Source organism: Pelorhabdus rhamnosifermentans, from assembly GCF_018835585.1.
Lineage (GTDB): Bacteria > Bacillota > Negativicutes > UMGS1260 > UMGS1260 > Pelorhabdus > Pelorhabdus rhamnosifermentans.
The window spans coordinates 423,096-448,713 of sequence record NZ_JAHGVE010000001.1 but is presented as its reverse complement, the minus strand read 5'-3'; the positions used below and the strand labels follow the sequence as shown (position 1 = coordinate 448,713).

General features: G+C 42.9%; 22 protein-coding genes and 2 pseudogenes. 6 read left to right on the top strand and 18 right to left on the bottom strand.

The genetic code is table 11. From position 1 onward, the window contains the following. Positions 1–253: 253 nt before the first annotated feature. The 3 genes from gltA to Ga0466249_RS02120 form a co-directional block, all read right to left on the bottom strand. On the bottom strand, positions 254–1,651 hold the full coding sequence (gene gltA / locus Ga0466249_RS02130) for an NADPH-dependent glutamate synthase (RefSeq protein ID WP_215827777.1): 1,398 nt from the start codon (positions 1,649–1,651) through the stop codon (positions 254–256). Continuing rightward, the gene (locus Ga0466249_RS02125) at positions 1,636–2,475 is read right to left on the bottom strand and encodes a sulfide/dihydroorotate dehydrogenase-like FAD/NAD-binding protein (protein WP_215827776.1); all 840 of its coding nucleotides are present in this window, start codon (positions 2,473–2,475) and stop codon (positions 1,636–1,638) included. Before Ga0466249_RS02125 ends, gltA begins: the two co-directional genes overlap by 16 nt. Positions 2,476–2,540: 65 nt before the next feature. Continuing rightward, entirely contained in the window at positions 2,541–3,710 is a 1,170-nt protein-coding gene (locus tag Ga0466249_RS02120) for an iron-containing alcohol dehydrogenase (RefSeq protein ID WP_215827775.1), read from the bottom strand. Between the two features lie 637 nt (positions 3,711–4,347). Here Ga0466249_RS02120 and Ga0466249_RS26960 point away from each other — a divergent pair. Beyond that, a complete protein-coding gene (locus Ga0466249_RS26960; protein ID WP_281422556.1) occupies positions 4,348–4,476 on the top strand; it encodes a hypothetical protein in 129 nt (42 codons plus the stop codon). Positions 4,477–4,558: 82 nt separating this feature from the next. On the opposite strand, the gene Ga0466249_RS02115 is transcribed toward Ga0466249_RS26960, so the two are convergent. The 3 genes from Ga0466249_RS02115 to Ga0466249_RS02105 form a co-directional block, all read right to left on the bottom strand. Next, complete coding sequence (locus Ga0466249_RS02115) at positions 4,559–5,266, bottom strand: Bax inhibitor-1/YccA family protein (protein ID WP_215827774.1); 708 nt, start codon at positions 5,264–5,266, stop codon at positions 4,559–4,561. Between the two features lie 382 nt (positions 5,267–5,648). After that, entirely contained in the window at positions 5,649–7,007 is a 1,359-nt protein-coding gene (locus Ga0466249_RS02110; protein WP_215827773.1) for a PTS galactitol transporter subunit IIC, read from the bottom strand. Between the two features lie 106 nt (positions 7,008–7,113). Next, entirely contained in the window at positions 7,114–9,147 is a 2,034-nt protein-coding gene (locus tag Ga0466249_RS02105) for a methyl-accepting chemotaxis protein (protein WP_246588330.1), read from the bottom strand. A gap of 581 nt (positions 9,148–9,728) precedes the next feature. Between Ga0466249_RS02105 and Ga0466249_RS02100 the strand changes: the two genes are divergently transcribed. Then, on the top strand, positions 9,729–10,361 hold the full coding sequence (locus tag Ga0466249_RS02100) for a YukJ family protein (RefSeq protein WP_215827772.1): 633 nt from the start codon (positions 9,729–9,731) through the stop codon (positions 10,359–10,361). 210 nt (positions 10,362–10,571) lie between these two features. Here the strand turns inward: Ga0466249_RS02100 and Ga0466249_RS02095 are convergent, their stop codons facing one another. From Ga0466249_RS02095 to Ga0466249_RS02070, 6 genes and pseudogenes are all read right to left on the bottom strand, one after another. After that, positions 10,572–12,143: a DHA2 family efflux MFS transporter permease subunit gene (locus Ga0466249_RS02095; protein ID WP_215827771.1), complete on the bottom strand. Its 1,572-nt coding sequence runs from the start codon at positions 12,141–12,143 to the stop codon at positions 10,572–10,574. Continuing rightward, positions 12,140–13,195, bottom strand: coding sequence for an HlyD family secretion protein (locus Ga0466249_RS02090; RefSeq protein ID WP_215827770.1), 1,056 nt, complete (start codon positions 13,193–13,195; stop codon positions 12,140–12,142). Before Ga0466249_RS02090 ends, Ga0466249_RS02095 begins: the two co-directional genes overlap by 4 nt. A 123-nt stretch (positions 13,196–13,318) precedes the next feature. After that, the gene (locus Ga0466249_RS02085; protein WP_215827769.1) at positions 13,319–13,918 is read right to left on the bottom strand and encodes a TetR/AcrR family transcriptional regulator; all 600 of its coding nucleotides are present in this window, start codon (positions 13,916–13,918) and stop codon (positions 13,319–13,321) included. Between the two features lie 145 nt (positions 13,919–14,063). Further along, positions 14,064–14,474 (bottom strand): annotated as a pseudogene (gene msrB, locus Ga0466249_RS02080) (peptide-methionine (R)-S-oxide reductase MsrB); the annotation flags it as partial. A 265-nt stretch (positions 14,475–14,739) separates the two neighbouring features. Continuing rightward, positions 14,740–15,411 (bottom strand): hypothetical protein, encoded by a 672-nt coding sequence (locus Ga0466249_RS02075; RefSeq protein WP_215827768.1) that lies wholly within the window; start codon positions 15,409–15,411, stop codon positions 14,740–14,742. Continuing rightward, positions 15,408–15,635: a hypothetical protein gene (locus Ga0466249_RS02070; protein ID WP_215827767.1), complete on the bottom strand. Its 228-nt coding sequence runs from the start codon at positions 15,633–15,635 to the stop codon at positions 15,408–15,410. The genes Ga0466249_RS02075 and Ga0466249_RS02070 overlap by 4 nt, the downstream gene beginning before the upstream one ends. A gap of 185 nt (positions 15,636–15,820) precedes the next feature. Between Ga0466249_RS02070 and Ga0466249_RS02065 the strand changes: the two genes are divergently transcribed. Next, on the top strand, positions 15,821–16,411 hold the full coding sequence (locus tag Ga0466249_RS02065) for a TetR/AcrR family transcriptional regulator (protein ID WP_215827766.1): 591 nt from the start codon (positions 15,821–15,823) through the stop codon (positions 16,409–16,411). A 63-nt stretch (positions 16,412–16,474) separates the two neighbouring features. Continuing rightward, the gene (locus Ga0466249_RS02060; RefSeq protein WP_215827765.1) at positions 16,475–17,680 is read left to right on the top strand and encodes a multidrug effflux MFS transporter; all 1,206 of its coding nucleotides are present in this window, start codon (positions 16,475–16,477) and stop codon (positions 17,678–17,680) included. 118 nt (positions 17,681–17,798) lie between these two features. On the opposite strand, the gene Ga0466249_RS02055 is transcribed toward Ga0466249_RS02060, so the two are convergent. Together Ga0466249_RS02055 and pckA are read right to left on the bottom strand one after the other, a co-directional pair. After that, positions 17,799–19,148 (bottom strand): pyruvate carboxylase subunit B, encoded by a 1,350-nt coding sequence (locus Ga0466249_RS02055; protein ID WP_215827764.1) that lies wholly within the window; start codon positions 19,146–19,148, stop codon positions 17,799–17,801. Positions 19,149–19,202: 54 nt separating this feature from the next. Next, positions 19,203–20,795 carry a phosphoenolpyruvate carboxykinase (ATP) gene (gene pckA, locus Ga0466249_RS02050; RefSeq protein ID WP_312889685.1) on the bottom strand — a complete coding sequence of 531 codons (1,593 nt, stop codon included), beginning with the start codon at positions 20,793–20,795 and terminating at the stop codon, positions 19,203–19,205. Between the two features lie 245 nt (positions 20,796–21,040). On the opposite strand from pckA, the pseudogene Ga0466249_RS27690 reads away from it, so the two are divergent. Both Ga0466249_RS27690 and Ga0466249_RS02045 read left to right on the top strand, forming a co-directional pair. Further along, positions 21,041–21,253: pseudogene (locus tag Ga0466249_RS27690) on the top strand (FadR/GntR family transcriptional regulator); the annotation flags it as partial. Positions 21,254–21,322: 69 nt separating this feature from the next. Then, positions 21,323–22,705 carry a pyruvate kinase alpha/beta domain-containing protein gene (locus tag Ga0466249_RS02045; RefSeq protein ID WP_312889684.1) on the top strand — a complete coding sequence of 461 codons (1,383 nt, stop codon included), beginning with the start codon at positions 21,323–21,325 and terminating at the stop codon, positions 22,703–22,705. 293 nt (positions 22,706–22,998) lie between these two features. Here the strand turns inward: Ga0466249_RS02045 and Ga0466249_RS02040 are convergent, their stop codons facing one another. From Ga0466249_RS02040 to Ga0466249_RS02025, 4 genes are all read right to left on the bottom strand, one after another. Then, the gene (locus tag Ga0466249_RS02040) at positions 22,999–23,259 is read right to left on the bottom strand and encodes an HPr family phosphocarrier protein (RefSeq protein WP_215827761.1); all 261 of its coding nucleotides are present in this window, start codon (positions 23,257–23,259) and stop codon (positions 22,999–23,001) included. Between the two features lie 32 nt (positions 23,260–23,291). Next, entirely contained in the window at positions 23,292–23,615 is a 324-nt protein-coding gene (locus Ga0466249_RS02035; RefSeq protein WP_312889692.1) for an HAD hydrolase family protein, read from the bottom strand. Between the two features lie 104 nt (positions 23,616–23,719). After that, on the bottom strand, positions 23,720–24,436 hold the full coding sequence (locus tag Ga0466249_RS02030) for a KDGP aldolase (RefSeq protein WP_215827760.1): 717 nt from the start codon (positions 24,434–24,436) through the stop codon (positions 23,720–23,722). Between the two features lie 13 nt (positions 24,437–24,449). Then, positions 24,450–25,553: a DgaE family pyridoxal phosphate-dependent ammonia lyase gene (locus Ga0466249_RS02025; protein ID WP_215827759.1), complete on the bottom strand. Its 1,104-nt coding sequence runs from the start codon at positions 25,551–25,553 to the stop codon at positions 24,450–24,452. Positions 25,554–25,618: the final 65 nt, after the last annotated feature.

Here is a 25,618-nt window from a genome sequence, read left to right as displayed (position 1 = left end):
TTTATTACCTAAATTTTATTATAACAAGACGGGTATGTCAATCATATTTGACTGCACACAAGTTCATCCGCAAGATATTTTCATGCTACAATTCTTACGATGTTGAGCAGAATTAAACCAGTAATGTTCCACACATGATAAATACTCAAACGCCAAAACAGCTATTTATCCATTACTAGACAAATAGCTGTTCCTTGTTCCTATTATTGAATTGGCGTGTACCATAGTAGCTCCAAAATCAGCTGTGAATCTACTACTGACGTTTTTCCTGCAAATACTTGTCTATGGCCGCAGCAGACTTCTTGCCTGCTCCCATGGCCAATATAACAGTTGCTGCGCCTGTCACAATATCACCACCAGCAAAAATACCCGGCCGTGAAGTCTGGCCTGTCTCTTCATCAGCGATAATATTGCCGCGTTTATTCGTATCTAATCCCTTTGTTGTCGATTGTATCAACGGATTCGGCCCTTGACCAATCGCCATAATCACTACATCTACATCAAGAGTAAATTCCGATCCGGCTATTTCTACAGGACGACGCCTACCACTCGCATCAGGCTCGCCAAGCTCCATCTTCATGCACCTAAGCCCCGTAACCCAGCTGTCCTTTCCAACAACCTCAAGCGGATTCGTTAGCAGTCTAAACTGCACGCCTTCCTCTTTAGCATGATGTACTTCTTCTAAACGAGCCGGCATTTCTGTTTCGGATCGCCGATAGACAATATAAGATTCTTCCGCTCCCAGACGAAGTGCCGTTCGAGCAGCATCCATCGCCACATTGCCACCGCCAACAACAGCAACCTTATGGCCCACTTTAATGGGTGTCGCTGCTTTCGGAAATTGATAGGCCTTCATTAAATTACAACGCGTTAAAAACTCATTTGCCGAATATACACCATTTAGATTTTCACCCGGAATTTGTAAAAAGTGCGGTAAACCAGCGCCTGTCCCAATAAAGACAGCCTCAAAACCTTCCTCATCAAGTAACTCATCAATCGTATAGGTCCGGCCAATAATGGCATTCACTTCAATAACTACACCCAATTTTTTTAGATTGCTAATTTCCTGCTGCACAATGGCTTTGGGCAACCGAAATTCCGGGATGCCATACATGAGGACTCCACCTGGCGCATGCAAAGCTTCAAATATCGTCACAGCATAGCCTAGTTTAGCCAAATCGCCTGCTGCCGTTAGACCTGCCGGGCCAGCGCCAATGACGGCCACCTTTTGTGCATTTGCTGCCCGCTGTGGTGCCGTTACTGTCTCGCCATGTTCTCTTGCATAATCCGCAGCATACCGTTCTAAGCGGCCGATCCCAACAGACTCACCTTTCTTTGCCAGCACACAATGCTTTTCACACTGTTCTTCCTGCGGACAAACACGCCCGCACACGGCAGGGAGACTATTATAGCTTTTTAAGCTTTTAATGGCCTCATCCATTTGTCCATCTTTAATGTGCTGAATAAATTCGGGAATATTTACCTCAACAGGACAGCCTTGGCGACAAGGGGCTGTTTTGCAATGCAAACAACGCTGTGCTTCAGCAAGGGCAGTGTCTTCACCATATCCTAATGTTACTTCATTAAAATTTTTAGCTCGAACCTTGGGATCTTGTTCAGGCATGGCATGTTTTTTCATGACTGGTGACATTTGCAGCCCCCCCTTCCATTTTCACAACTCTTTTTCTCAAGTGGAATATACATTTTTTGACGAGCAATTAAGGTGTCAAAGTCCACTTGATGGGCATCAAATTCCGGTCCATCAACACAAGCAAATTTGCTTTCATTTCCTACAGCCACCCGACAACCGCCACACATACCTGTGCCATCGACCATAATTGGATTTAGGCTGACAACCGTCGGAATTTTATAAGGACGTGTCACTTCAGCAACACCGCGCATCATCACGACAGGACCAATCGCCATGACTTCGGCCAATTTTTCTTCATCAATTAAGCGCTTCAGTACATCTGTTACAAACCCTTTGATTCCTTTGGAACCATCATCCGTTGTAATATAGAGTTCATCACTGGCATTTTTCATTTCATCTTCAAAAATTAATAGTTCCGCCGTACGTGCACCAATAATAGAAATCACACGATTGCCCGCTGCTTTCATGGCACGGGCAATGGGATATACAGGAGCTGTACCAATACCCCCGCCAATACATACAACAGTTCCCATTTTTTTTATGCGCGTCGGATTACCTAACGGACCAGCAATATCGAGAATACTTTCGCCTTCTTCAAGCTGCCCTAGCTGCTGGGTTGACGCCCCAACTTCCTGAAAAAGCAGGGTAATTATCCCTTTATCCCGGTCGAAATCAGCAATTGTGAGAGGTACACGTTCCCCTTCGTCATCAATTCGGATAATCACAAATTGCCCCGGCTGACATTTTTTTGCAATTTGCGGTGCAGCCATGGCAAACTGCTTGACTGTGGGTGATAAAACTTTTTTTGCAACGATTTTAAACATTCAACCACTCCTTAAAATAAGCTACCTAAACTCCAACTTGAAAGCCGTATATATAAATTCATTCATTAAAAAGCTACTTTTTCTCCCTTAAAGGCACAGATTAGTATTTTTTTCAAATCCTCCGCACTTGCTAAGCGGGGATTTGAGCCTGTACAAGGATCATTAACAGCATTTTCCGCAATGATATCCACGCTACTATTAAATAGCTCTGTTGTTACACCTGCGCCCTGCAAAGTTGCCGGAATGTTTAACTGCTCATTTAAATTCTGAACGAACTTGACCAAATTATCAACAAGTTCGTCAGAGGATGATCCTGCAAGTCCCAAATTTTTCGCAACTTTAGCATAGTTTTGCAGTGAAACCTTCTTATTGAAATCAATAACAAAAGGCAATAAGATAGCATTGGCACAGCCGTGAGGAATATGGAACCAGGCACCAATTTTATGAGCCAGACTGTGAGTGATGCCTAATAAGGCATTGCTAAATGACATGCCTGCCAGACACTGAGCAATATGCATTTTTTCGCGAGCTTCAGAGTCGCCTTGATAAGATTTTAAAATGTAATCGTTTACCATGAGAATTGCTTGTAATGCCAAGGGATCCGTAAAGGGAGAACGAGCCGTAGCCACATAGGCTTCCAATGCATGAGTTAAGGCATCCATTCCTGTGTGGGCAACAAGTTTTGGTGGCATCGTCTCAGCAAGTTCAGAATCAACAATGGCAATATCAGGAGTCAAATTATAGTCTGCCAAAGGATATTTTATTTTTGTACTGTAGTCAGTAATAACAGCAAAGGCAGTTACTTCTGTGGCTGTTCCGCTGGTAGATGGAATGGCAACAAAACGGGCCTTATTGCGAAGCAGTGGAACAGTAAATGGATCTTTCACGTCATCAAAAGTTGCTTCCGGATGTTCATAGAAAATCCACATCGCTTTGGCAGCATCAATAGGTGATCCGCCCCCAAGAGCAATAATCCAGTCAGGCTCAAATTCACGCATTTTTTGTGCGCCATTAAAAACTGTTTCCACTGATGGATCAGGTTCAACGCCTTCAATAAGCATCACTTCCATGTTGGTTTTTCGTAAACTGGAAATGACTTTATCTAAAAAACCAAATTTTTGCATGGAACTTCCGCCTGTTACAACAATAGCTTTTTTTCCTGATAGGCTTTCTAGCACCTCAGTCATACAGCCCTTACCAAAATATATATCTCTGGGAATTGTGAATCGGCTCATAAATAATCACTCCTATTACTTTTTTCTAAATTTTTAATTTGACTGTATCATTTTCAACTCGCTTTGGGAATTTTTTCACATAGTGTGCAGACAATAATCGTGGTTTCCGTATCTTTCTCAGAAACGGCCATTGTATCCTTTTTCAGTATGGAACCTGGTTCTTACTGAGCAGGTTGGTCTTGTATGTTTTAGCACTTGCATCACCACCTTTCGATTTTTTTGACAGTAATTTACCACGTAGATTTATAAAAATATAAATTTATCGCAAAATACTTCTAATGCAAAAATTATACCAATTAGAAGATGTTTAAGATTAATTACTAAAAAGTAAGCCGTCTGTTAATCACCCGTTTACTGACCAACATCCCCACTACCTCATCTGTGAAAAATATGTTACGTACCTGTTTATTAACGGTTACATATTTTTTACAAAAAGGTAACACTTTTGCAACGGCTTTTAGAACAAAAATATAGCACTGATCTCCAGTTTCCAATATCTATTCACTTTTTTGCCTTCATGTGTCATGATTTGCTGTGACATTCACACGAATTCCAATATCTACTTTAATAAATAGCCCAAGTTTAGTTCATACTAAATTTAGTTCCACTAATTTTTTTTGCAAAAGGAGCTGTTTTGATGAAATCAGATAATTGTGATATTGCTACTCTTTCTCCTGAGCAATTAAAGGCTATTAAAGACTTTGAAAATGACTTTATCTCCAAATTTGGCAATCCTGTTTATGTAATAGCCTATCAATCCCATTAACAATAAGCAAAAGACACTCTACGCAAAGCGTAAAGTGTCTTTTTGTCTACAGTCTGAGTTCCGTACAATGCACAGTACTTTATTATTCTTCTTTCAATTTACGCAGGAGGTTTAATACTTCAATGTATAACCAAATCAGCGTAACGAGGAGTGCAAAAGCACAAAACCATTCATATTCTGCCGGTAGTCCTTGTCGTACACTTTGACTGATATTTTCGTAATCAATAAACAAATTTAAAGTAGCTACACCAATTACGATTAGGCTAAATATAATCCCAATAGGTCCACCTTGATGTATTTGGGGGATATGAATACCAAAGAAACTTAAAATAAATTCAATGAAATACGTTATACAGATACCGAGCGTAGCCATATAAACGGCCCGCATAAAGCCTGCGTTAACTTTTACATACCCTTTTGCGTAAATAAGCGCTGAACTAATTGCAATACCAAATGTTATCATTACGGCATTAATGACAATCCCCTGATACATTTTAGCAAACATCACTGATACGGCGGCTAAAAACATACCTTCTAATATAGCGTAAAGCGGTGACAAAAATCCAGCCCACGCTGGACGAAAGCTTATGGCAAGGGCCGCAATGAATCCCATAAGCGAGGTAACTGTCGCCGTAACAGGGGTTGCATAACCCATTACCCAAGTTATTAGTGCCGAGATAGTAACAATTCCTACTAATGCGAGACTTTTTGTCGCTATCCCCGCATAGGTAGCAGTTTCACTACTATAGGTATGAAGAGCTCTTACTTTTGAAATTACAGGATTCGCCACAGAAAACCAGCTCCTTTAAACTTAACTTTGACTATATTATACCCTATGATGCAGATTGTCAACGAATCTTTAAAAGGCCACATCAGCAAATGAGCCATTAAAGCTATCCGATACGAGCAATTTTAAACGCCAAAAACGGCTATTTGTCCATTACCAGACAAATAACCGTTCCCTATTACCGTATCAAAATTCTTGCAAATTAACCTATCTCAACTATTAAATGAGTAAGGAAACCGTGACCCAGGTATAAAATAAATAGAACAAAAGTAATCCTATCACCCTGCTTCTGCTTATTTACCAAATAGCCACCGTCAACCGGAATAATAGCACCACAATAGCATTTATATTAATTCCATACGCTGTTACAAGAATATCTATATCTCTAAATACTATCTCTTAACTCTACTTTTGGCATCACTTTTTTCTCCATAAAGAACCAGATAGCGAAAAATACGCCTAATAATATCGGCACAGTAATCATGAGATTTCCCACAAATACTTTATAAATGATAAAGGTAATAGGCATCGTCGTACCTGTCAGCGAACTAATCATCATGCCCGCTGGAATACTGTCACCTAATCCGACCGTTGTTGCAGCTGCCGTAACCATAGGTGCTGTCCATGTTCCCAGGTAAAAATAAGGAATAAAAGCAATAGTACATAAAATAAGGCTTCGGAATATATTCCCATTTGTCAAAGCAACAACCATCGCTACCTTATAGGGTAGCGCAGCTAAGTCAGCAAAAGGTAAAAGCTTGTTACCGGGTATAATGACAGCAAGTCCAAGCAAAATCGGCACCATCAATAATGCCGTTGTAATAACAGCAGCGTCACCTAAGAGAACAGCCGGATCGAGTCCAATCAGAATCTTTCTTCCCTTAAATTTCTTGTCCGTCACCTTTCTGGCTTGTTCTGAAATCGGTTTTAACCCCTCGACAAATAAATGCGTCATTTTGGGCAACAGCATCATGGCTGCCGCCATATTGATGCCTAGACCAAAAGCTTGATAGGGATCATAGCCAGATAAAAAACCAATACCCACGCCGAGAATTAAACCAATCATCAAGGGTTGTCCAAAAACGCCAAAATATTTTCGCAGCGTTTCCATGTTAAAATCGATCTTATTGAATCCCGGTATTCGATCGAACAGCCAATTAATCGGAACCGCAATTGGCAAGTTCATCAAGGCATGAATAGCCGGAATTGTGACACCGGGTAATTTGTAATACTTGCTTACGAGCGGAGAAGCCCAGTCCGCCATTTTATACACAAACATCCCTGTACAAGCAGCTGCTGCCACAGCAACAGTCACGTTGTCCGTCTCAAAGTAAACGAAAGTACCAACAGTGAGAGCATGATGATAATTCCAAATATCAACAGTTAAGGTATTCGTCTTATTGAGCAGCAATAAAGCAATGTTCGTCCCTAGAAGTGCTAAAACCATCAAGGGCACAATAGGCGAGCTCCAGCCAATGGCAGCTACTGTGGCAAAACCCATATCAATCACATTCAATTGAACGCCCATATGTGTAACCATCGCTTTTGTTGCAGGACCTAAACTTTTTGCCAAAAACTCAATAACTAACTTCAACCCTGCAAAGGCAGCGCCAACAGTTAATGCACTTTGTATTGCTTTACCTATAGATAGTCGAAAACAAACGGCAAATAGAAAAATAACTATCGGAAGCAAAACCGTCGGCCCGGCCTTAATAATGCTCTTAAAAATAATAAACAAATCCATGTATTCTCTCATCCCTCTACTATTTCACATTCGATTTTTTCAGCAATTACGAACTATCCCCATGAGTCAATCCTTCAAAAGATACGGCCTATCGGCTCTTTATACTCTAAATACGAAATTTGCTGACAGCTTCTTGCAGTTCCATCGCCAGCTTGGCCAAACTTTGACTGGAAGAAGCTATTTCTTCAACAGATGCAGATTGTTCCTGTGTAGCCGCTGATACTGTCTGCGCCTCACCTGTTGCCTTTTTGCTCAAGTTGTCGATACGATTCACTGCTCCCACAATTTGCTCACTATCTTCCGCCATGTGCTCAATCGCAGTAGAAATTTCCTTCACTTGATCTGATACTTGCGTTACCAACGTCACAATTTTCTCGAAAGCCTGGCCCGCCGTATTAACTACTTCAGCACCTAATCGGACTTCCCGAGTACCCTCATCCATTGCGACTACCGCTTTGTCGGTATCTCCCTGAATTTCACCGATTAACGTAGAAATCTGCTCAGTAGCCTTCTGTGATTGTTCAGCCAGTTTGCGCACTTCTTCAGCTACTACGGCAAATCCACGACCATGCTCTCCGGCTCTGGCAGCTTCAATCGCGGCATTTAGCGCTAATAAATTGGTTTGACTCGCAATACCGGAGATTGTCGCAACAATCTGGTCAATTTCCTTGGAGCGTTCCCCAAGTCCCGCTACAACTCTGGCTGAAACATTGACCGTTTGTTCAATTTTCGCCATTTGCCCTACTGCCTTCTCTACCGCTGTGTTGCCTTCAACAGCTCGATTCGAAGCCTGAGTTGATTGATCCGCCACCTGACTACTGGTAACCGCTACTTGTTCTAAACTAGCTGACATCTGTTCTACGACAGAAGACGTCGTATGCGCTGCACTCAGCTGCTCTTTTGCCCCTGTTGCAACATCCGTAATCGACACAGCAATTTGATTTGCCGCCTGTGCGGACTGATCCGCACTTGCTGTCAGTTCTTCACTTGAAGCCGCCAATTGTTCAGCTTGTGAATGCACTTTTCCTACTAAACCGCGCAGGGTGGTCCGCATGTCCCGAAATCCTCTAGCCAATTGTCCGATTTCATCTTCAGAAGAACTGGTTGCTTCACGCTCACGCAAGTCTCCCTGTGCAAGAAGCAGACATTCATCTCTCAACACGGAAATAGGTTTTGCGAACTTTTTAGCTATAAAAGCAATGGCTATGACCGTAATAGCCATGCATATAATCGATAAGATAAGCATCATCCATAACAAATGATTAGTTGCTTTTGAGCCCTCTTCTTCTGGTGCTGCTACTGTCAATACCCAGCGTTGATCTCCAGGCAGATCAATTGGGGTAAATACTGCAATTTGTTTGACACCATCAACAAAGGTATAGCGCCCCTCAGTCTGATTTCCTGACTGAATGGTTTTTTGAAACAAATTAATCAACCGATCATCCAGTTCCGCCTGAGGCAGTTTCATGTCCGGATTGACTTTCTTGTGTGTTAAATTGAGTTTACCAACCAAATCCTGACTTTTCGGATGAGCAATAATTACACCGGAATTGTCAGCTAACTGACCGTATCCGCTATCAAGAAATTTCATATCTTTCATCATATTGCTAAGTCCTTCTAAGGAAACACTTCCCGTCACTACTCCGGTTAATTGCCCATTATTGATAACAGGAACTGCTAAGAGAACTGACAATTTCCCAGTTGTCTTGGCAACAAGCGGATCAGAAATAGCAGCCTGTTTAGTAGCAATTACCTTTTTGAAAACCTCCCGATCACCATTGGAAACTGTTTTTCCCGTATCATTGACGCCCACACCATCAGGAGTCATGACGGTAATAAGATCAAAGGTCCCCAGCCGCTTTTTCATCTCGGCCATATCATTGATAAGTTGCGCCTTATCTACACCTGCGCGAAAAGCCGGTGTATTTGCCAGTCCATCCAGTTGGGATAGCATGAGTTCCATATCGTTTTTCACACGAACACTATAATCCATCCCCACTGCCTTAGCTGTTTCATTCACGCTTTGAGTCAATGACTGATTAGACAGATAGTAGCTCATGCTGGATAGTAATGCTAATATCACAAAAATCAAAGGTAATAAGCTTAATAACAAACGCGTCCTAATATTTTTTATTTTCAATATGCTGCAGCTCCTTTTATGTTGATCTTCGATAAATTAAGAAGTTTAGTAGACCGTTCGAATTGCACCTCTAGTCCCTCATGAGTCGCAGGGCTAATCCGCCAAACAACCTTTTACTCTTTCGGTATTTTTTTATTGAATCCTATCGATATAATATTACGTTTTGTTTAAAATACTGTTTTATTCTCTTTTTAAACAAAAACAGGACCATTGTCATATTTCGCCACAGAGTGAATATTTCACTTGGAAATTGACACACGATATGTTACGTAAAAATACCGCAAGATACTATTACCAACTCTTCCGTGTACAAAAAAAGATGGTCACACCCCGCATAAACAAGGGTTTTACCATCCTACACCGTTTTCAGCGATACGTTATCTTCCTAATTAATTTTAAACGCAAAAAAGTTCTATTGTGACATTAATCATAACTTTGCCGATTTTTAGCCACAGAATATCTAAACCTTTCAAATTACTCTGCTTACGACTACAGATAGTAGTATTCTATCATTGACTTGTATATTATATTTAATTATAATGTAAATAAATGTAAAATATAATATAAAGGAGATATTTTGTATGCCCATAAAATCATATGGCGTCCTAAAGTGCCAGCCTCTCCAAGGAATGCATGCAGCTGATACATCTCATTATGAAGTTCATGCTATCGATAATAATTTTGACTACCGAATTGCAATTAATGTTAGATCTCAGCAATCACCACCCGAATTGCTATACTATATTGATGAAAATTTTACACATGACATTTTATCGCAACTTGAAAACCTTCCTTTAGAATATACAGCTCTTGAAAGCAAGCCAGGCAGCATAGCGCTCGACTACCTTCGCAGCAACCTTTTTGATTACCGCAAAATGAAGATCGCTCACCCTATCATAGGTCCAGACAATGAATTAGCTGAACTTATCGAAAAATACATTGACCTAGCCATTCGGACAAGTGACGCCTCAGTATATGCATTCGGACAAAAATGGGGACCGGAAACTGCACTTCGCGACCAGTATTTTGGTTTCAAGCCAGGAAATGGCATGCATGACATTCATATGAATCAGGGAAACACAGGGCAATTTACAAAAGATAATGGTCCCTACCAAGATGGTGGACTTTTAATTCATTTTCCTACAAATAATCAATGGATAGCCATCTTCTTAGCCTTCCAATCCCAGTCATTTGATTCAGCTAACTCTAATTAATGTTAATTAATGTCTACCCAGGTTATATCGTCCTCCTTTATTTTGCTATATTCCGTTTTAATACCGCCTATAATAAATCCTTTGCCTCAAGTATAGAAAATCAGACTTAATAACTCAAGCCATCCCAGAAAAAAAAGACCACTTCACGAATGGTCTTAATATACATTCAACATAATTACCAGAAAACGATATGCTAAAGAGTGCCCAGTCTTAGTGTGATGCAGCGGAAGCACTTTTTTTCTGCGATGCATTGTCTGGCATAAACAGAGCAACGACGGCCAAAACCACCAATATGATGGCAACGAAGTTATAAGCATCCCTGTAGGCGAGAATACTGGCTTGATGGAGAAGTTCTTGATAAATGTGCCCCATAGCCGCCGTTGATGCTTGCGCCGATGGTATACCCAAACCTGAAATCATCTGTGTATAGGTCGAAAGCGCACTGTGATAGCCGGGATCAGCCATTGTTAAATGTTGTACCAGATAGGATTGCTCTATCTGCTGGCTGTGTATAAGTTTGTTTGTAACGAGCGAGATGCCAATACTCCCCCCGAGATTGCGCATCAAAGAAACAATCGCTGAAGCATTACTGCTGCTTTCTGGTGAGATTTTCGAGAAAGCGAGTGTGCTGGCAGGAACAAACAGAAATGGAAGGCCGACTGTCTGCAGAATACGTACAAGAACGAAAGTAGTGTAATCTGTCTGTGGTGTCAATAGTCCTGTTGCCCACATGCCGAAAGCAGTAAGCAGCATGCCGAAAGAGATGAGATATTTTGATTGAACTATGTTTACCAGCCTGCCAACCACAGGCATCATAATAATGGTGGCAATTCCACTTGGCGAAAGCACAAGACCGGACAGAGTGGCATCATAGCCAAAGTTCGTTTGCACAAGCATGGGTAATAACATGGCACTTGCGTACAAGGCAAAGCCGACAAAGAAAATCATCAGGCAGGGCAAACTAAAGCTGGGGATCTTAAAGAGTTTCAGCTCGACTACGGGATTTTTCTGTTGCAATATCCAAAAGATTGCCAAAGTGAGACCTACAACAGCAATACAAGCAAAGATCACAATAAAGGAACTGTCAAACCAATCCTCCTGCTGTCCTTTATCAAGCACAATTTGCAGTGCTCCGAGGCCCAAGGCGATTAGGCTGAGGCCAATATAATCAATGGAGCCGACTTTTTGCTTTTGTGCACTTGGCGGATCTTGGACCATAATTTTGACTAGAAAAACAGCTAACAGACCGATGGGTACGTTCATAAAAAAGATCCAGCGCCAGCTAAAATTATCGGTGATATAGCCGCCCAGAGTCGGTCCCAGAATCGGTGCCAACACCGTTGTTATACCCGTAATTGCGAACGCCATTCCCAGCTTTTCCGGCGGAAAGCTATCCTTGATGATGGCTTGCTGGCTCGGCTGCAGGCCGCCACCAGCTAGGCCCTGCAGTAATCGAAATAAAATCAGCATTGGCAGCGAAGTTGCAATGCCACACAAAAACGAGGTTAACGTAAATCCCAGAATGCAAAAGATAAAAAAGTTCTTGCGTCCCATGAGGGCGGATAACCAGCCGGACAGTGGCAAAATGATGCCGTTAGATACAAGATAAGAGGTCAACACCCAAGTGCTTTCTTCCGCGCTGGCACCGAGCGATCCAGCAATGTGTGAAAGTGCGACATTGGCAATAGTTGTGTCTAGTACTTCCATAAAGGCAGCAAGGCTTACGACGATTGATACCAGAAAGGGATTGACTTTAGGCGGAGTAGAAACAGCACTATTCATAATTTCGACACTGTGCTCTCTGTATGGACAGTTGGTGTCACCGACATGCCTAGCCCTAAATGGAGAGCGTCATCCGTTATGCTATCAAATGTGATTTTCACGGGAACGCGCTGCACAGTCTTGACAAAGTTGCCAGTAGCGTTTTCTGCCGGGAAGAGAGAAAAGCGACCTCCCGTTCCAGCTTGCATACTATCAACTTTGCCGCGCAGCTTTATATTGGGGAAAGCATCAATCTGGATATCGACAGGTTGACCGGGCTGCATATGTTCCAGCTGGGTTTCCTTGAAATTGGCAACAATCCATAATTCCGTTCCGACCAGCGAGGACAGCTGTTGACCGACTTGTACATAGTTGCCGATTTCCACGCTACGATTAGTAATACGGCCATCCATAGGGGCAATAATTTTAGTATTGGCCAAATCATTTTCAGCCTGTGCGAGATCGACTTCGGCCTGCTTGACTTGGGCCTGCAATTGCTCACTCGTGTCTTGGGCCGCTGCGATCACACTCGGTGCCGTATTGGCCGAATGAAGAGCGGCGCGCATTTGGTCCAGAGTGGAACGCGTGGATTTTTCCGTTGCGACGGCCTGATCAAGCTGCTGCTGAGAACAGGCACCGGCGCTGAACAAACTGTCCATGCGCTGTCTGTCAGCTAATGCCTTTTCCCAGGTTGCCTGAGCAGATGCTACTTGAGCTTGTGCCGCATCAATATTTGAAGGAGCAGAAACGGTGGTTGTCTCCAGATTGTTATGGGAAGCATTAGCTGCCGACTGGGCAGCCGCTAACGCAGCCTTGGCTCGATCACGACGGACAATATAATCCGTCGGATCGATTTCTATCAGAACATCGCCAGCCTTAACCAGCTGATTGTCTTGAATATGCAAGGCTTTCACATAGCCTTGCACTTTCGGACTTAAAACTACGGTTCGACCATCAATAGTAGCATCATCTGTTGATACTTCGCCGCGGTGCAAATAATAATAGGTACCGACTCCGCCGAGGACGATCAAAAGCACGATGAAGATTTTAATAAATTTCGCAGTAAGTTTCATAGTATCACCTTTTCACAAGTATTGGAGTTCATATGCTACGAAGTTGTATGAATCATCCTTGACGGCATCAAACAATCGTTTGTTTGATGTCAGATAAAATCTTGTTTCGTATGGCTCTTATTTCTATATTTTATTTATAATGCCATGCAGATAAATGCGAAAAGCATGAGTCGTATATTCCGAATTGGCATCCTTCGTTAAAAGAGTAAATTTTTGAATAAGAGGTTTGGCAATAAAATAAAAGTTTAGAATTCCAACCAGAGAAACCGCTGCGTAAGCAACATTCAAGTCAGGTTGGAAATCACCGTTGGCAATACCCTCCTGCAGGGCAATATGCATAAACTGATACACCCGAGAAATATACTTTTCAATAACAGGTCCGCCATAATCCGTGGGATTAGTCATCTCGTTGTTCATAAACCGAGCTAAAAAAGGCCGCTGAGCATGGATACGCGCAATCTGATCAGCATATAATGTTAGTCGCTCAATGGATGAGAGAGAAATATTATTTTGCGCTAATTTTAGGGCCTGCTGAATAGGGGTTAGCTGTTCTTCTAGCACAGCCTCGTAGAGACCCTCTTTGCCGTTAAAATGATAGGAAATTGCAGATATATTAATTTGTGCTGCATCGGTTACTTCGCGAATAGATACTGCGGCAAATCCTTTAGTAGCAAACAGTGGTGTTGCTATTTCAATCAGTTTTAATTGAGTATTGGTTCTCATAATAACAAGCCCCTTCATTTGCATCAAAACATCGTTAATTATTTATCCATTACAAACAAACGATTGTTTGAATTAATATTAACATCGATGCTATATATTGTCAAATCTAATTTTCGAATTCTGTTCAGGTCGATCTAGTCTCATTTTATTCCATGTCGAATAACCGTACAAGCTCCCCATAGCCCGCTTTGCATAAATCTTCCTTGGGGATGAAGCGCAAGGCTGCAGAATTGATACAATAGCGCGTACCTATAGGTAGAGGCCCATCAGCAAAAACGTGTCCTAAATGGGAATCAGAACTAGTGCTACGCACCTCTGTACGAGTCATAGAATGGCTGGCATCTATTTTTTCTTGCACTGTTCCTGGATATAATGGTTTACTAAAACTAGGCCACCCACAACCAGAATCGTATTTATCTAACGAGCTAAATAAAGGCTTCCCTGATACGATATCGACATAGATACCTTGTTGCTTATTGTCCCAGTATTCATTTTGAAAAGGCGGCTCTGTGCTGTTTTCCTGAGTAACCTCATATTGGAGCTTGCTTAGTTTTTTTTTAGTATTTGTTTGTTTTTACTTTCGTCTTCTTTAGGCATCATTATCTCATCCTATTCTTCTAAAATAGATTTTTCTCCATTTTTTATTATTGCCAGAAGTCAAAATTGGAATCATACAAATTCCACCTTTAGAATTTTAAGAAGATATGTTACTCCGTTCATTTTATCCCTTTAAACAACTATTCCCTGTTATAAAGATTTCCTCTTCCCTTATTTAATCTCTACAAATCCATCCCTTGAGTGGGTAAAAAATCGTTATCTGCTTAAATTCGTTGCGGATTATCGGATTCACTAAATTGCAGTTTCGTGCCTGCTGGATATATTCTTCCATTTATCGTTAAACCATCCATGATTGTTCCCTTAATGACCTGGGCATTAGGACCAAAAACAACTTCAGTTCCAGCCTGAAATTTCAAAAAACCGCCGTCACTGTTTGTTGCCGACAATTTATTCCAGCCAGCGGGACGTAAATAAGTATTTTCTTTGAGTGTTCCATTTATTAAATTACCGTCTTTATCAAATGAGACAGCTGTGCCAAATTTAAAATTAACCATTGGTTCATTGTTGGGGCATAGATATATATCGCTATCTTCGCCGATGGTTCCAGAGGTTACATACCCATGTTCATCAAATATAGTGATGAAATTATCTCCTTTAAAAGAAAGGTAACCGCCATGGCTAGGTGTTCCCCAGCTACCAAAGCCTGTGGTACCGCTTCCTGCTGGACGTAGATTCTCGTAAGACTTTAATACGCCGGAAATTACTTCCCCACATTCGTTTAATTCTACGGCCGTACCTTGTTTAAATTTTAATGATCCAGCAGTCCAACCTTGCGGATGTAATTCTGTATCTCGATCTAAAACTTTGGTCGTGGAACAAAGCGCGATTGTTGGAAAAAGCATAAATATCACACAAAAAATTAATGTTTTTTTCATGCTAATAACCTCCCTGCATATTTTAATATAATTACATTTTGGACATCCGCCCAAAATATTCCTTTAAAACAAAGCACAAATAATAAAAAGCCATAAATTCGTAACTTTCCCGACTTTTTTAGATAGGCCGAAACTGTAGGACTATCTTCTTTATTACGCTTAACTCTCAGTTGTTTAATCAGCTCAACAAGTTGTCCTGCTGTGCCCAAAATATGCAACACCATTGTTATCTTGGCTCCTAAGAAACTTTTCTAAATGCTAAAGAAAGTGAGTAAGCCTAAAAAGACAGAATTCCAGCTGGCTGAGAGTCTGGAGGATACAGCTCGGGAAGGATATGCAGCAGTTTTTATTTGACAAATCTTCCTGAAATATTATAATGTTAGTTAATACTAACAAATAGGAGGCCCATATGCATACAGAAAATCTGTCGACATGGGAGAAGATCCTGCAGGCGGCAACGGAGCTCATTGCGGATAAAGGATTCAAGGAGACGACGATGAAAGATATTGCAGCCTCCGCTGATGTGAGCGAGATGTCAGTATTTCGCCATTTCGGCTCGAAAAAGGCGATCCTTACAGCGATCATGAAACAGTATTCCTTTGAGTATCCTATAGAAAACGGCCTTCGTGAACAGTTTACCTGGGAATTGGAGCATGATCTGCTGCTCTTGGCGGAGATGCAGTATCATTTCAACTTACGCAATGAAAAGGCCATCCTTATCCGTTTCAAGGAGAGCAAGAATTTGCTTGCCTTCGATGTCGATGTAAAAAAGGATCCGAGCCTGCTCAAGGAGTTTCTCGTGAGATATTTCGACGAGATGTATACGCGGGGCAAGATTCTCAAGGCAGACAACGAAAAACTTGCAATCTATTTCATGAGTTTTAACTTCGGCTTATTCTGTAATAAAATGATGGATGTATATGGTCCAATCACTGCTATCAGCAAAAAAGAAGAAATCATTTTTGGCGCAAAGTGCTTTGCACGCGGGATACAGCAGTGATATTTTTGATCATTCTGTGTTAGTTATTGATAACTAACATTTTGAGTTAGGAGGATAATTTTTATGACAGTAAAAAATAAAAAAAGACGGGTCTGGCTCACAATTTTTTTAGGGTTACTTGCGGCGCTTGCACCGCTTTCGACGGATATGTATTTGCCCGCGCTGCCGCTCATGCCAAATGAATTCGGCGTCGCTGCGTCGATGGTCCAGCTCACGCTTACAGCCACAATGGCAGGTATGGCCATCGGGCAAATTTTCGCTGGCCCAATCAGCGACATGAACGGTCGCCGCGGACCGCTCTTTGTCGGTCTTCTTGTTTTCGCACTTTCAACGCTCATCTGCGTATTTGCGACGTCCATTTGGGTATTTCTTGCATTCCGTTTTATTCAAGGGTTTGCCGGTGCAGTCGGCATTGTTATCGCACGTGCGATTGCACGTGATGTCTGTGAGGGGCCGGAACTCACGAAATTTTTCTCGATGCTCATGCTCGTGAACGGACTCGCACCTATCCTTGCGCCGATCGTCGGCGGCCAGATTCTGCTCGTGGCCTCATGGCGAGGCATCTTTGCTTTCCTCGTATGCATCGGTTTGGTGCTTACTGCCGCATCTTTTATCTTCAAGGAAACGCTGCCCACGGAAAAGCGTATTGCCGACATCAATTCGAGCTTCAAGAGTTTTGGCAGACTGCTAAGTGATCGGTATTTTCTCGGTCATTGCCTCATGCAGTGCTTTGCATTTGGAGCGTTCTTTGCTTATATTTCGGGGTCATCCTTTGTGTTTCAGAATATTTATGGTGTCTCTGCGCAGGTCTATAGCGGGATTTTCGGCGGGATCGGTGTGGCGATCATGTTTGGCGGCGCGTTAAGCGGACGCCTGGCGGGACGTGTATCGGACGCAACAATGCTCTGGTGGTCGCTTGTGCAGGCATTTATGGGCAGTATTCTTCTCATGGGCTGTTTCTGGTGCAAGGCTCCGTTGAGCATCGTGCTCATCGCACTGATTTTTACGATTCCAACAATATCCGTTATGGGTGCGGCAAGCTTCTCGCTTGCGATGCGAGCACATGGCAAGAATGCAGGCAGTGCTTCAGCACTCATCGGTTTCTTCTCGATGATCTCGGGTGGAGTCATGGCTCCGCTCGTAGGTATCGCCGGGAGCAACAATGCACTGCCGATGGCAATCATCATGCTGCTTGGCGAAGCAGGTGCATTGCTATTCTTCAATTGGATGATCGCTCCGGCACATCGAAACATGAATTGTCTAGAATAAGTTAAAATGAAACAATGCTAAATATTTTTAGAGTATGAAAACAGCTATTTGTCCATTACTAGACAAATAGCTGTTTTCTATTTATTGTAAAAAAACGAGATAGACCATACAACGCTTTTTAACTCTTATTCTTAAAGAAAGTTAACGCAACTTCTGGAAAGAGAGCATAAGACAATACGTCTTCCATATTAGCGTTAGGATAGCCTGCCTGGGCAAGTTCCTGACGAAATTTACCCAGCTGCGGCTCAATGTCATCCGCCGGACGATAGGTAATTATCGACTCGTCACCGATAATCATTTTTCTAAACTCCGGATCAATCTCCACTGGAGTACGTCCATACTTGCCGCGAACAATATCTTTTATTTCTTCTGGCACTATTTTATACCGTCCCAGCATTACATTAAAAGCAGCCATGGAGCCGACTATCTGGCTGGTGGGAGTAACCAGCGGCGGATAGCCGAGCTCGGCCCGTATTTTGGGCATCTCTTCAATTAATTCCGGATACTTATCAGCCATGCCTTGCTCTTTCATTTGATTCAGCAAATTAGATAGCATGCCGCCGGGAATTTGGAATGATAATACTTTCGTATCAATATCAATGGCTGTATTTAACTTAAATGATTCAATCAGTTCTTTTTTCACATTCCGAAAGTGATCCGTAATAGGGTATAACTTCTCCTTATGAATACCAGTATCCCGCTCAGCTCCTTCTAAAGCTGCAATGAATGCCTCGGTAGCTGGCTGGGAAGTCCCCAGAGCAAAAGGAGATAGAGCACAGTCGATAATATCCACCCCGGCCTCAATGGCTTTGAGATAAGTCATCGAAGCCATTCCGCTGGTATAATGGGTATGCAAATTGATTGGAACGGCAAGTTCTGTCTTGAACATTTTTACAAGATTATAAGCTGCATAAGGTGCTAACAAACCGGACATATCCTTGATACAAATTGAATCCGCGCCTAGCTCCACCAATTCTTGGGCAACCTTCAGGAAGGTTTCATCCGTGTGATACGGACTGATAGTATATACCACAGCACCTTGAACATGGGCACCAGCCTTTTTGGCCGCCTGCATGGATACTTCCAGATTGCGTACATCATTTAAAGCATCAAAAATTCGAATGATCCTTACGCCGTTATCAACAGCCCTGTTAACAAATTCAGTGACTACGTCGTCCGCATAATGCTGGTAACCCAAAATATTTTGTCCCCGCAACAACATTTGGATCGGGGTCTTTTTTAGGTAGCTTTTTAGCGTGCGCAAGCGTTCCCATGGATCTTCCCCCAAAAATCGTAGGCAACTGTCAAAAGTTGCTCCACCCCAGGCTTCAAGGGCATAAAATCCCGCATTATCAAGCTGTTCCAACATGGGAACCATATCTGATGTTCGCATGCGGGTAGCGGCCAACGACTGCTGCCCATCCCTTAAAACCGTTTCAACGATTTTAAGCTTATTATATTCATGCATCCATATTCCTCCCACTAATTCGGAATTCCTCTTAATCCTATCTTGTAGTGTAGCTCATCCTACCTGGGCTGCAACATGCTGAAACGGGCCTGATTGGATAACTTCGAGAGGCATATCGGAAAACTTGGCAAAATTTTTGTGAAACATGCCTGCAAGATGCTCGGCTGATAATTGGTATGCCTTGGGGTCATTCCAGGTATTTTGAGGCATTAGAATAGCGTCCGGTACGCCAGAGCACTTGGTTGGAACTTCCAGGTTAAAGATAGGGTGCGTCCCGTAGTCGACGAAGTCCAAGTAACCATTGATTGCGGCTGAAACCATGCGCCGCGTATGTTGGATACTGATTCGCTTACCTACTCCGTAGGTCCCCCCTTGCCACCCAGTGTTGATAAGAAATACCCGGGTGTGATACTGCGAAATTTTCTCTCTAAGCAAATTGGCGTAGACCAGCGGCGGTAATGGCAGAAAAGGTGCACCGAAACAAGCGGAAAAAGTGGCCTGTGGTTCGGTTATCCCGAGTTCTGTGCCGGCCAATTTACTGGTATAGCCTGACATGAAATAATACATAGCCTGTTCTGGGCTAAGTCTGGCAATGGGAGGCAGAACACCGAATGCATCGGCGGTCAAAAAGACAATCGTGCTCGGGTGTCCACCTATACCCGGATAAATGCTATTAGGGATATAATCAATAGGATAGGCAGCCCGGGTATTCTCCGTAATCTGCGCACTATCGTAGTCTACTTCCCGTGTTGCTTCATCCATACTGACATTTTCTAGGACACTGCCAAATTTTATCGCTTCCCATATCTGGGGCTCGTTCTCATGGCTAAGATGTATGCACTTAGCGTAACATCCTCCTTCGATGTTGAAAATGCCATTGTCACTCCACCCGTGCTCGTCGTCACCTATCAGCAGGCGATCCGGGTCGGCCGAAAGCGACGTCTTGCCTGTACCAGACAGGCCGAAAAACAAAGCTACTTTGTTGTCGGCTCCCCTGTTGGCCGAACAGTGCATCGTCAAAATATTCTGCTTAGGCAGCAGGTAATTCATGATAGAGAAAATAGACTTTTTCATCTCACCAGCATAATGTGTGCCACCGATCAGAACCACTCGCTGAGAAAAATTGATGACAACAAAAGCTTCGGAATAAGTGCCGTCGATCGCTGGGTCGGCAGTACATCCCGGCGCCGCAAGAATCGTAAATCCCAATGGATCGGTACTTCCGTATTTCTCCCCCGACCTAACAAAGAGCTGTCTTACAAAAATGTTTTGCCAAGCAAACTCGTTCACAACACGTACCGGTATGGCATAAGCAGAATCCGCCCCTGCAGAGCCCTCGAAAATAAACAAATCCTTGCTTTTGAGGTAATCAACAACCTTCTGGTACAGTCCTTCGAACGCCTTTACACTTATTTTTTTATTGTTCTGCCACCAAAGTTCGTCAGCCAGATCAGGCGTCTCCACGATAAACTTGTCATCAGGAGAACGACCCGTGTATTTTCCGGTTACCACCCGTAAAGCTCCACTGGTAGTCAAAGTACCCTCACCACGGGCCAGAGCCATTTCTACCAGTTTGGGCACAGGGATGTTCCTGTAAAGTTGCCTGCTATATCCCTGCAACACATCTCCCAATACGTCAAGTGCCACAACCATCACTTCCTTAACTTATAATTTGTCAGACCAATTAACTGGAATACCCTTATTACGCCTAACTTGTCATACATATTTTCCCATCTCAATTATACTTCTCTATTTCCTTGAATACAACTAATGGACAAAAAATATTTGGAATTTTTTAAACAATTATGTGGACAATCCCATTTTCAGCTAAAAATATGATATAGTTAGAGTAATTCCATGGAGTCGTTTTCCAAACAAGGGAGGAATACCGGTTGACCAACGATGGTGATAACTTCCTACCTAAAGGTTATTTAGCAATTATTGAACAACTACACAAAGAGTTAGATGAGGGCAAGTACAAGCCGGGAGAAAAACTGCCCAGTGAGAAAGAACTCTGCAACCGGTTTGGCTCTAGCCGCTCCACTGTACGTGAGGCTTTGGCAGCCCTTGCTTACGCGGGGGTAGTGGAAGCAAGGGGCGGCAGCGGCTATTATGTAATCGGAAACCCAACCACGCTATTCAAAGACAGCTCCGCCCGCTGTGCAGCCAAATTTGTGGTGACAGTTGACGAAGCCTGGAACATTAAAGCTTTTAAACGGTTGTTGGCAGCAGGCATTGACGGCATCATACTGCGCACTTCAGATAGCGGGCAATGGAACAAGAAATTGCGAGCCGTCCGCCAAGCTGTCAATGATCTGGGAACTACGCTGCCGATACTCGCCGAAATTCTGCCTGGGACCGATATCGTAAACGAAATAAAGCTTGCAATAATTGCCAATGTAGACGCAATAATTGTTCGCCCCGCTTCAGGAACTGAGGCTTTGCTCGAAGCACGTAGGATGATTGAGGAACAGGGCGTAAGCACGGCGGTTTTCGCTAGACTTAGCTCGCCTGAGGACACGGAGGATATTTTACGCGTCACCGACGGATCCATTATAGATTTTCCCTGTCCCAGTGGCTCAACTAGGGATGCTTTGACAAATATATTGCGCCAAGGAGCTGCCACAGGTAAATTAATTTTTTTAGCCGCCAAAACTGCTGAATTACAGGGATCCAACGAAAAGTACAGAGAGTTGGTTTCCTTGGCCGATTCCTGGCAATTTGATGGCGTTGCCCTCTCATCCGACGGAACGAATCCAGATCATTTGGCGAATGTCATTCATTTGTTAAGGATAAAAGCCAGGGAAATTGAAGAGGAACGAAATACTCTTCGACATGAACAATGTCTGGGAAGGATAGTGGCCAGTCCTTTGGCTAACGCACTCTGCTCAACGGCGCTGCACGCTGCGGTTGCGGTAAAAGCTATAGCCTTTATCGTCCCGAGCCAAACCGGCTTCCTGCCGCGGCTACTATCTAAGTTCCGTCCTGCGGTGCCAGTGTTGGCAGTAACGCCAGATACCCGTGTTGCCCGTCGGCTAAAACTTGCTTGGGGGATTTGGCCTCTTCTGACACTACGTCCATTGCGTCAGGACGACGTAATGGACGTGGCAATACGTACTGCCATGCGCTCAGAGTTTATTGGCGACGGCGATTTAATCGTCGGCGTCACTAGCAGTACAGATATAGTAACTGCGGCCAACACGGTAACATTGTCCGTTGTAGGGGACGTAATCCTTCGGGGGCAAGGGATAGGCGATGGTATAATCAGTGGCCGAGTTACTATTATTAAGTCACTATATAATACAAAGAAATCGGTCGCCAACAAAATTGTCGTCATCCCGGCTACGGAAGCCACGCACGTTAAGCTGATTAATCAAGCCGCAGCCCTGGTAGTAGAGGAAGGCGGCCTATCATCCCATGCAGCTATCGCCTGCCTAACCTTAAACAAACCGGCAATTGTAGGAGCTACCGACGCTACAGACCTACTGTTGGAAGATGAACAGGTAACTCTCGATATTAGCCGCGGGATGGTTTACCGTGGATGGGTTAATTTATGACAAATATATTTTATGACCTCAAAGTACTACGAAACGGCTCTTTGTCCTTTACTAGACAAAGAGCCGTTCCTATTATTGTAAAAAAATCTGATTTAGCTAGTGGAAGATCGAGTAGAAGCACACCTCACGTAGCGCAACCCTCACAGAACGGGAGTTGCTTACAGCTATTCGTCTCGAAAAAAGGCACATCCTTTAATAGAATAAATGCAGGTTTGCCGACCGCATAACTCTGAACAAAGGAGGCGCATCCAAATGGATACTGTAGATCTACTTTCTCTATTTTTAAAAATACACTAATCAACTAGATTGGATAAAAAATCAATTATTTTATTCATCGCTTCCCGCTCATCATTGCCTTCGATAACAATAGTAATGCTTGTTCCTGTATTCGCACCTAAAGTCATCAAACTCAATATACTTTTGGCATCTGCTGTTTTCCGTTTCATTTCTATCTTAATATTAGACTGAAACGCAGTACAAAGCTGCGCCAAACCTCCAGCTGGTCGGGCATGCAGACCACCTTTGTTCGTAAGAGTAAATTCTTTGCTAAGCATACTTCATCTCCTTGCTATGTTTCATCTTTACATTAATCAATCACAAAAGGTATGGCAAAAATTCCAGAAAACTCTATCGCAGCGCGAGTTGTTTCTTCAACATATAAGGTATCCTCAATATAGACCTTTACGTAATATCCGGCATCTTCCAATTCTCCAAACATTTCTCTAGCTACATCCATAGAAATAGGCGTTTTTTCAATAATCTGGCCCTCTGGATAGGAAGAAATGCAGGCACCATTATAGGTGATTAAAGGAAGATCCAAATTCAGCAATTTAGCAAACGGCAGAGCAGACACTAACGGTCTCCCTGTCACCAAAGTTACCTTGACGCCTTTTTCTCTAACCGCTTTAATAGCCTCAATTGTTTACGCTTGAATATTCTTGTGACTATCCAGCAGAGTACCATCTAAATCAAGAGCAACTAATCGAATAAGCTGTTGATTTACATTCATTTTTCTTAAAAAGAACGCAACAATGCGGCAACATCATTAGCATTCGTTAATCCTGTCGTTTTGTCCGCAAATGCGGTGTAGATATGTGGAATGACAATTTGTGCGCCATTTTCCACACAGGTTTCTACAACCTTGTATACGGAATGGGCATCAATTCCACCTGTCGGTTCAAAAATGTTGATTCCCTGCTTTACAGCCGCCTTAACCATAGCTGCTACTTCATCCAGATGTTTATCTCCGCCAATGGGATAAAATTTAACTGACTTTACTCCAATTTCTTTTAGCAGGGTTGCTGCCGCATCACAAGATACATATTCTTGATAAGCTTGGCTATCTGGACCAGTAAGAACACTCACTTTACCCGGCATACCACTGGGAGCAATCAATGCATTGACAAGCGTGTGTGTACTGCCCACGCTTTCCAGTACCCCGATAGTATAACCAGCTGCAGGAAAAACCTGATTCACATGAGCTGGTTTCGTTTTTGCAGCTACATCAGCCACTTTACGCCATTGAGCCGGGTCTCCTGCCCCCAAACCAACAGATACATTGATTTTAGCCTCTTGATATTGGTTAACCATTTTCACAGCCTCATTAACACTGGCAAAGTTCTTTACCATAAGGCCAATATATACCTGACCATTAGCTGCTTCCGTAATACTTTTCGCATTATTAAGGTCTTTCGCTAATACATTTAATTTAATAGTTGGACGATTTGACATAATTTTTCCCCCTTCATTTGTTGCTGATAATTTTCTTAATCTTAGCCGCGATTAACTCTTCCTGCCCTGGCAATAAAGGACGGGGGTCAATGCTGATTTTACCTAGATTGGCATAGTAATTACGAGTGTAAATGGCCGGATTGCCTGCTTCCAATTCTTTAATAATAGCAAAAGCATCTTTGCCGATTACTTTAGCATCAATAGTAAGTTCTGCCCGATAAATAGGCCGTCCCGCCTCATCTTGAACAATTTCACCCTGTATCCCAGAAACAGCATTAAACTGATTGATTAACCAAGTCATTCGTTCAATCTGGGATTTTGAATCATCTGTCTTCTTATCATATAATTCTAGTGCTGTCATTAGGCCAATGATAGATTCTTTACCCACTTTCATCGCCCGACCAATGCCCTTGTACTGCTTGCGACAAGCTTGAATCAACTCTGTTTTTCCGCAGATAAAACCGCTCGTTGGCCCCTCCAATGCCTTACCGCCACTATAGACAACAAGATCCGCACCCTTGGAAAAATACTTTTTAAAATCACCTTCCGCTGCGGCGTCAATAATAAACGGAATATTTCTCTCTTTTGCTATAGCCGCCATAGTTTCAATAGACTGCATCCCTTTTTGTACAGCATGATGCGATTTTATATAAAATAGGGCTGCAGTTTTGTCAGTAATAGCCTGCTCAATATGACATCTTTCCACATGATTAGCTTGACCGACTTCTACCACCTTGCCACCGCCCAAAGTAATCATCTGAGCAATTGGTGCACCAAAATGAACCGAATGGCCTTTTTGCAGAATAATTTCGTTTTTCAGGCCCTCACTGTTCGGCATTCTTTCAATCAGGGTCAGATTTTTCCCCGTAATCGCCGCCGCGATAGCAATAGCGATTCCCGGTGCAGCCCCAGCGGTAGGACAACCATCTTCTGCACCAGTCGCTTCCGCAATTTTTCGACCAGCCGTTTCCATTAGCTCTTCAATCAGTACATAATCCATGGTGGCTTCACTCACGGCCTGAGCTATTTCCGCCTGTACAGCACTGGCTCCCAACACAGTCATCTTGCCACTGCCATTCACAATTTTCCGTAAACCAAACTTTTGGTAAACATTCATTTGTCTATACCTCCAAAACGGGTTAATTTATTTGGGCTAATCTATATTTAAATTCATCCTAGCTA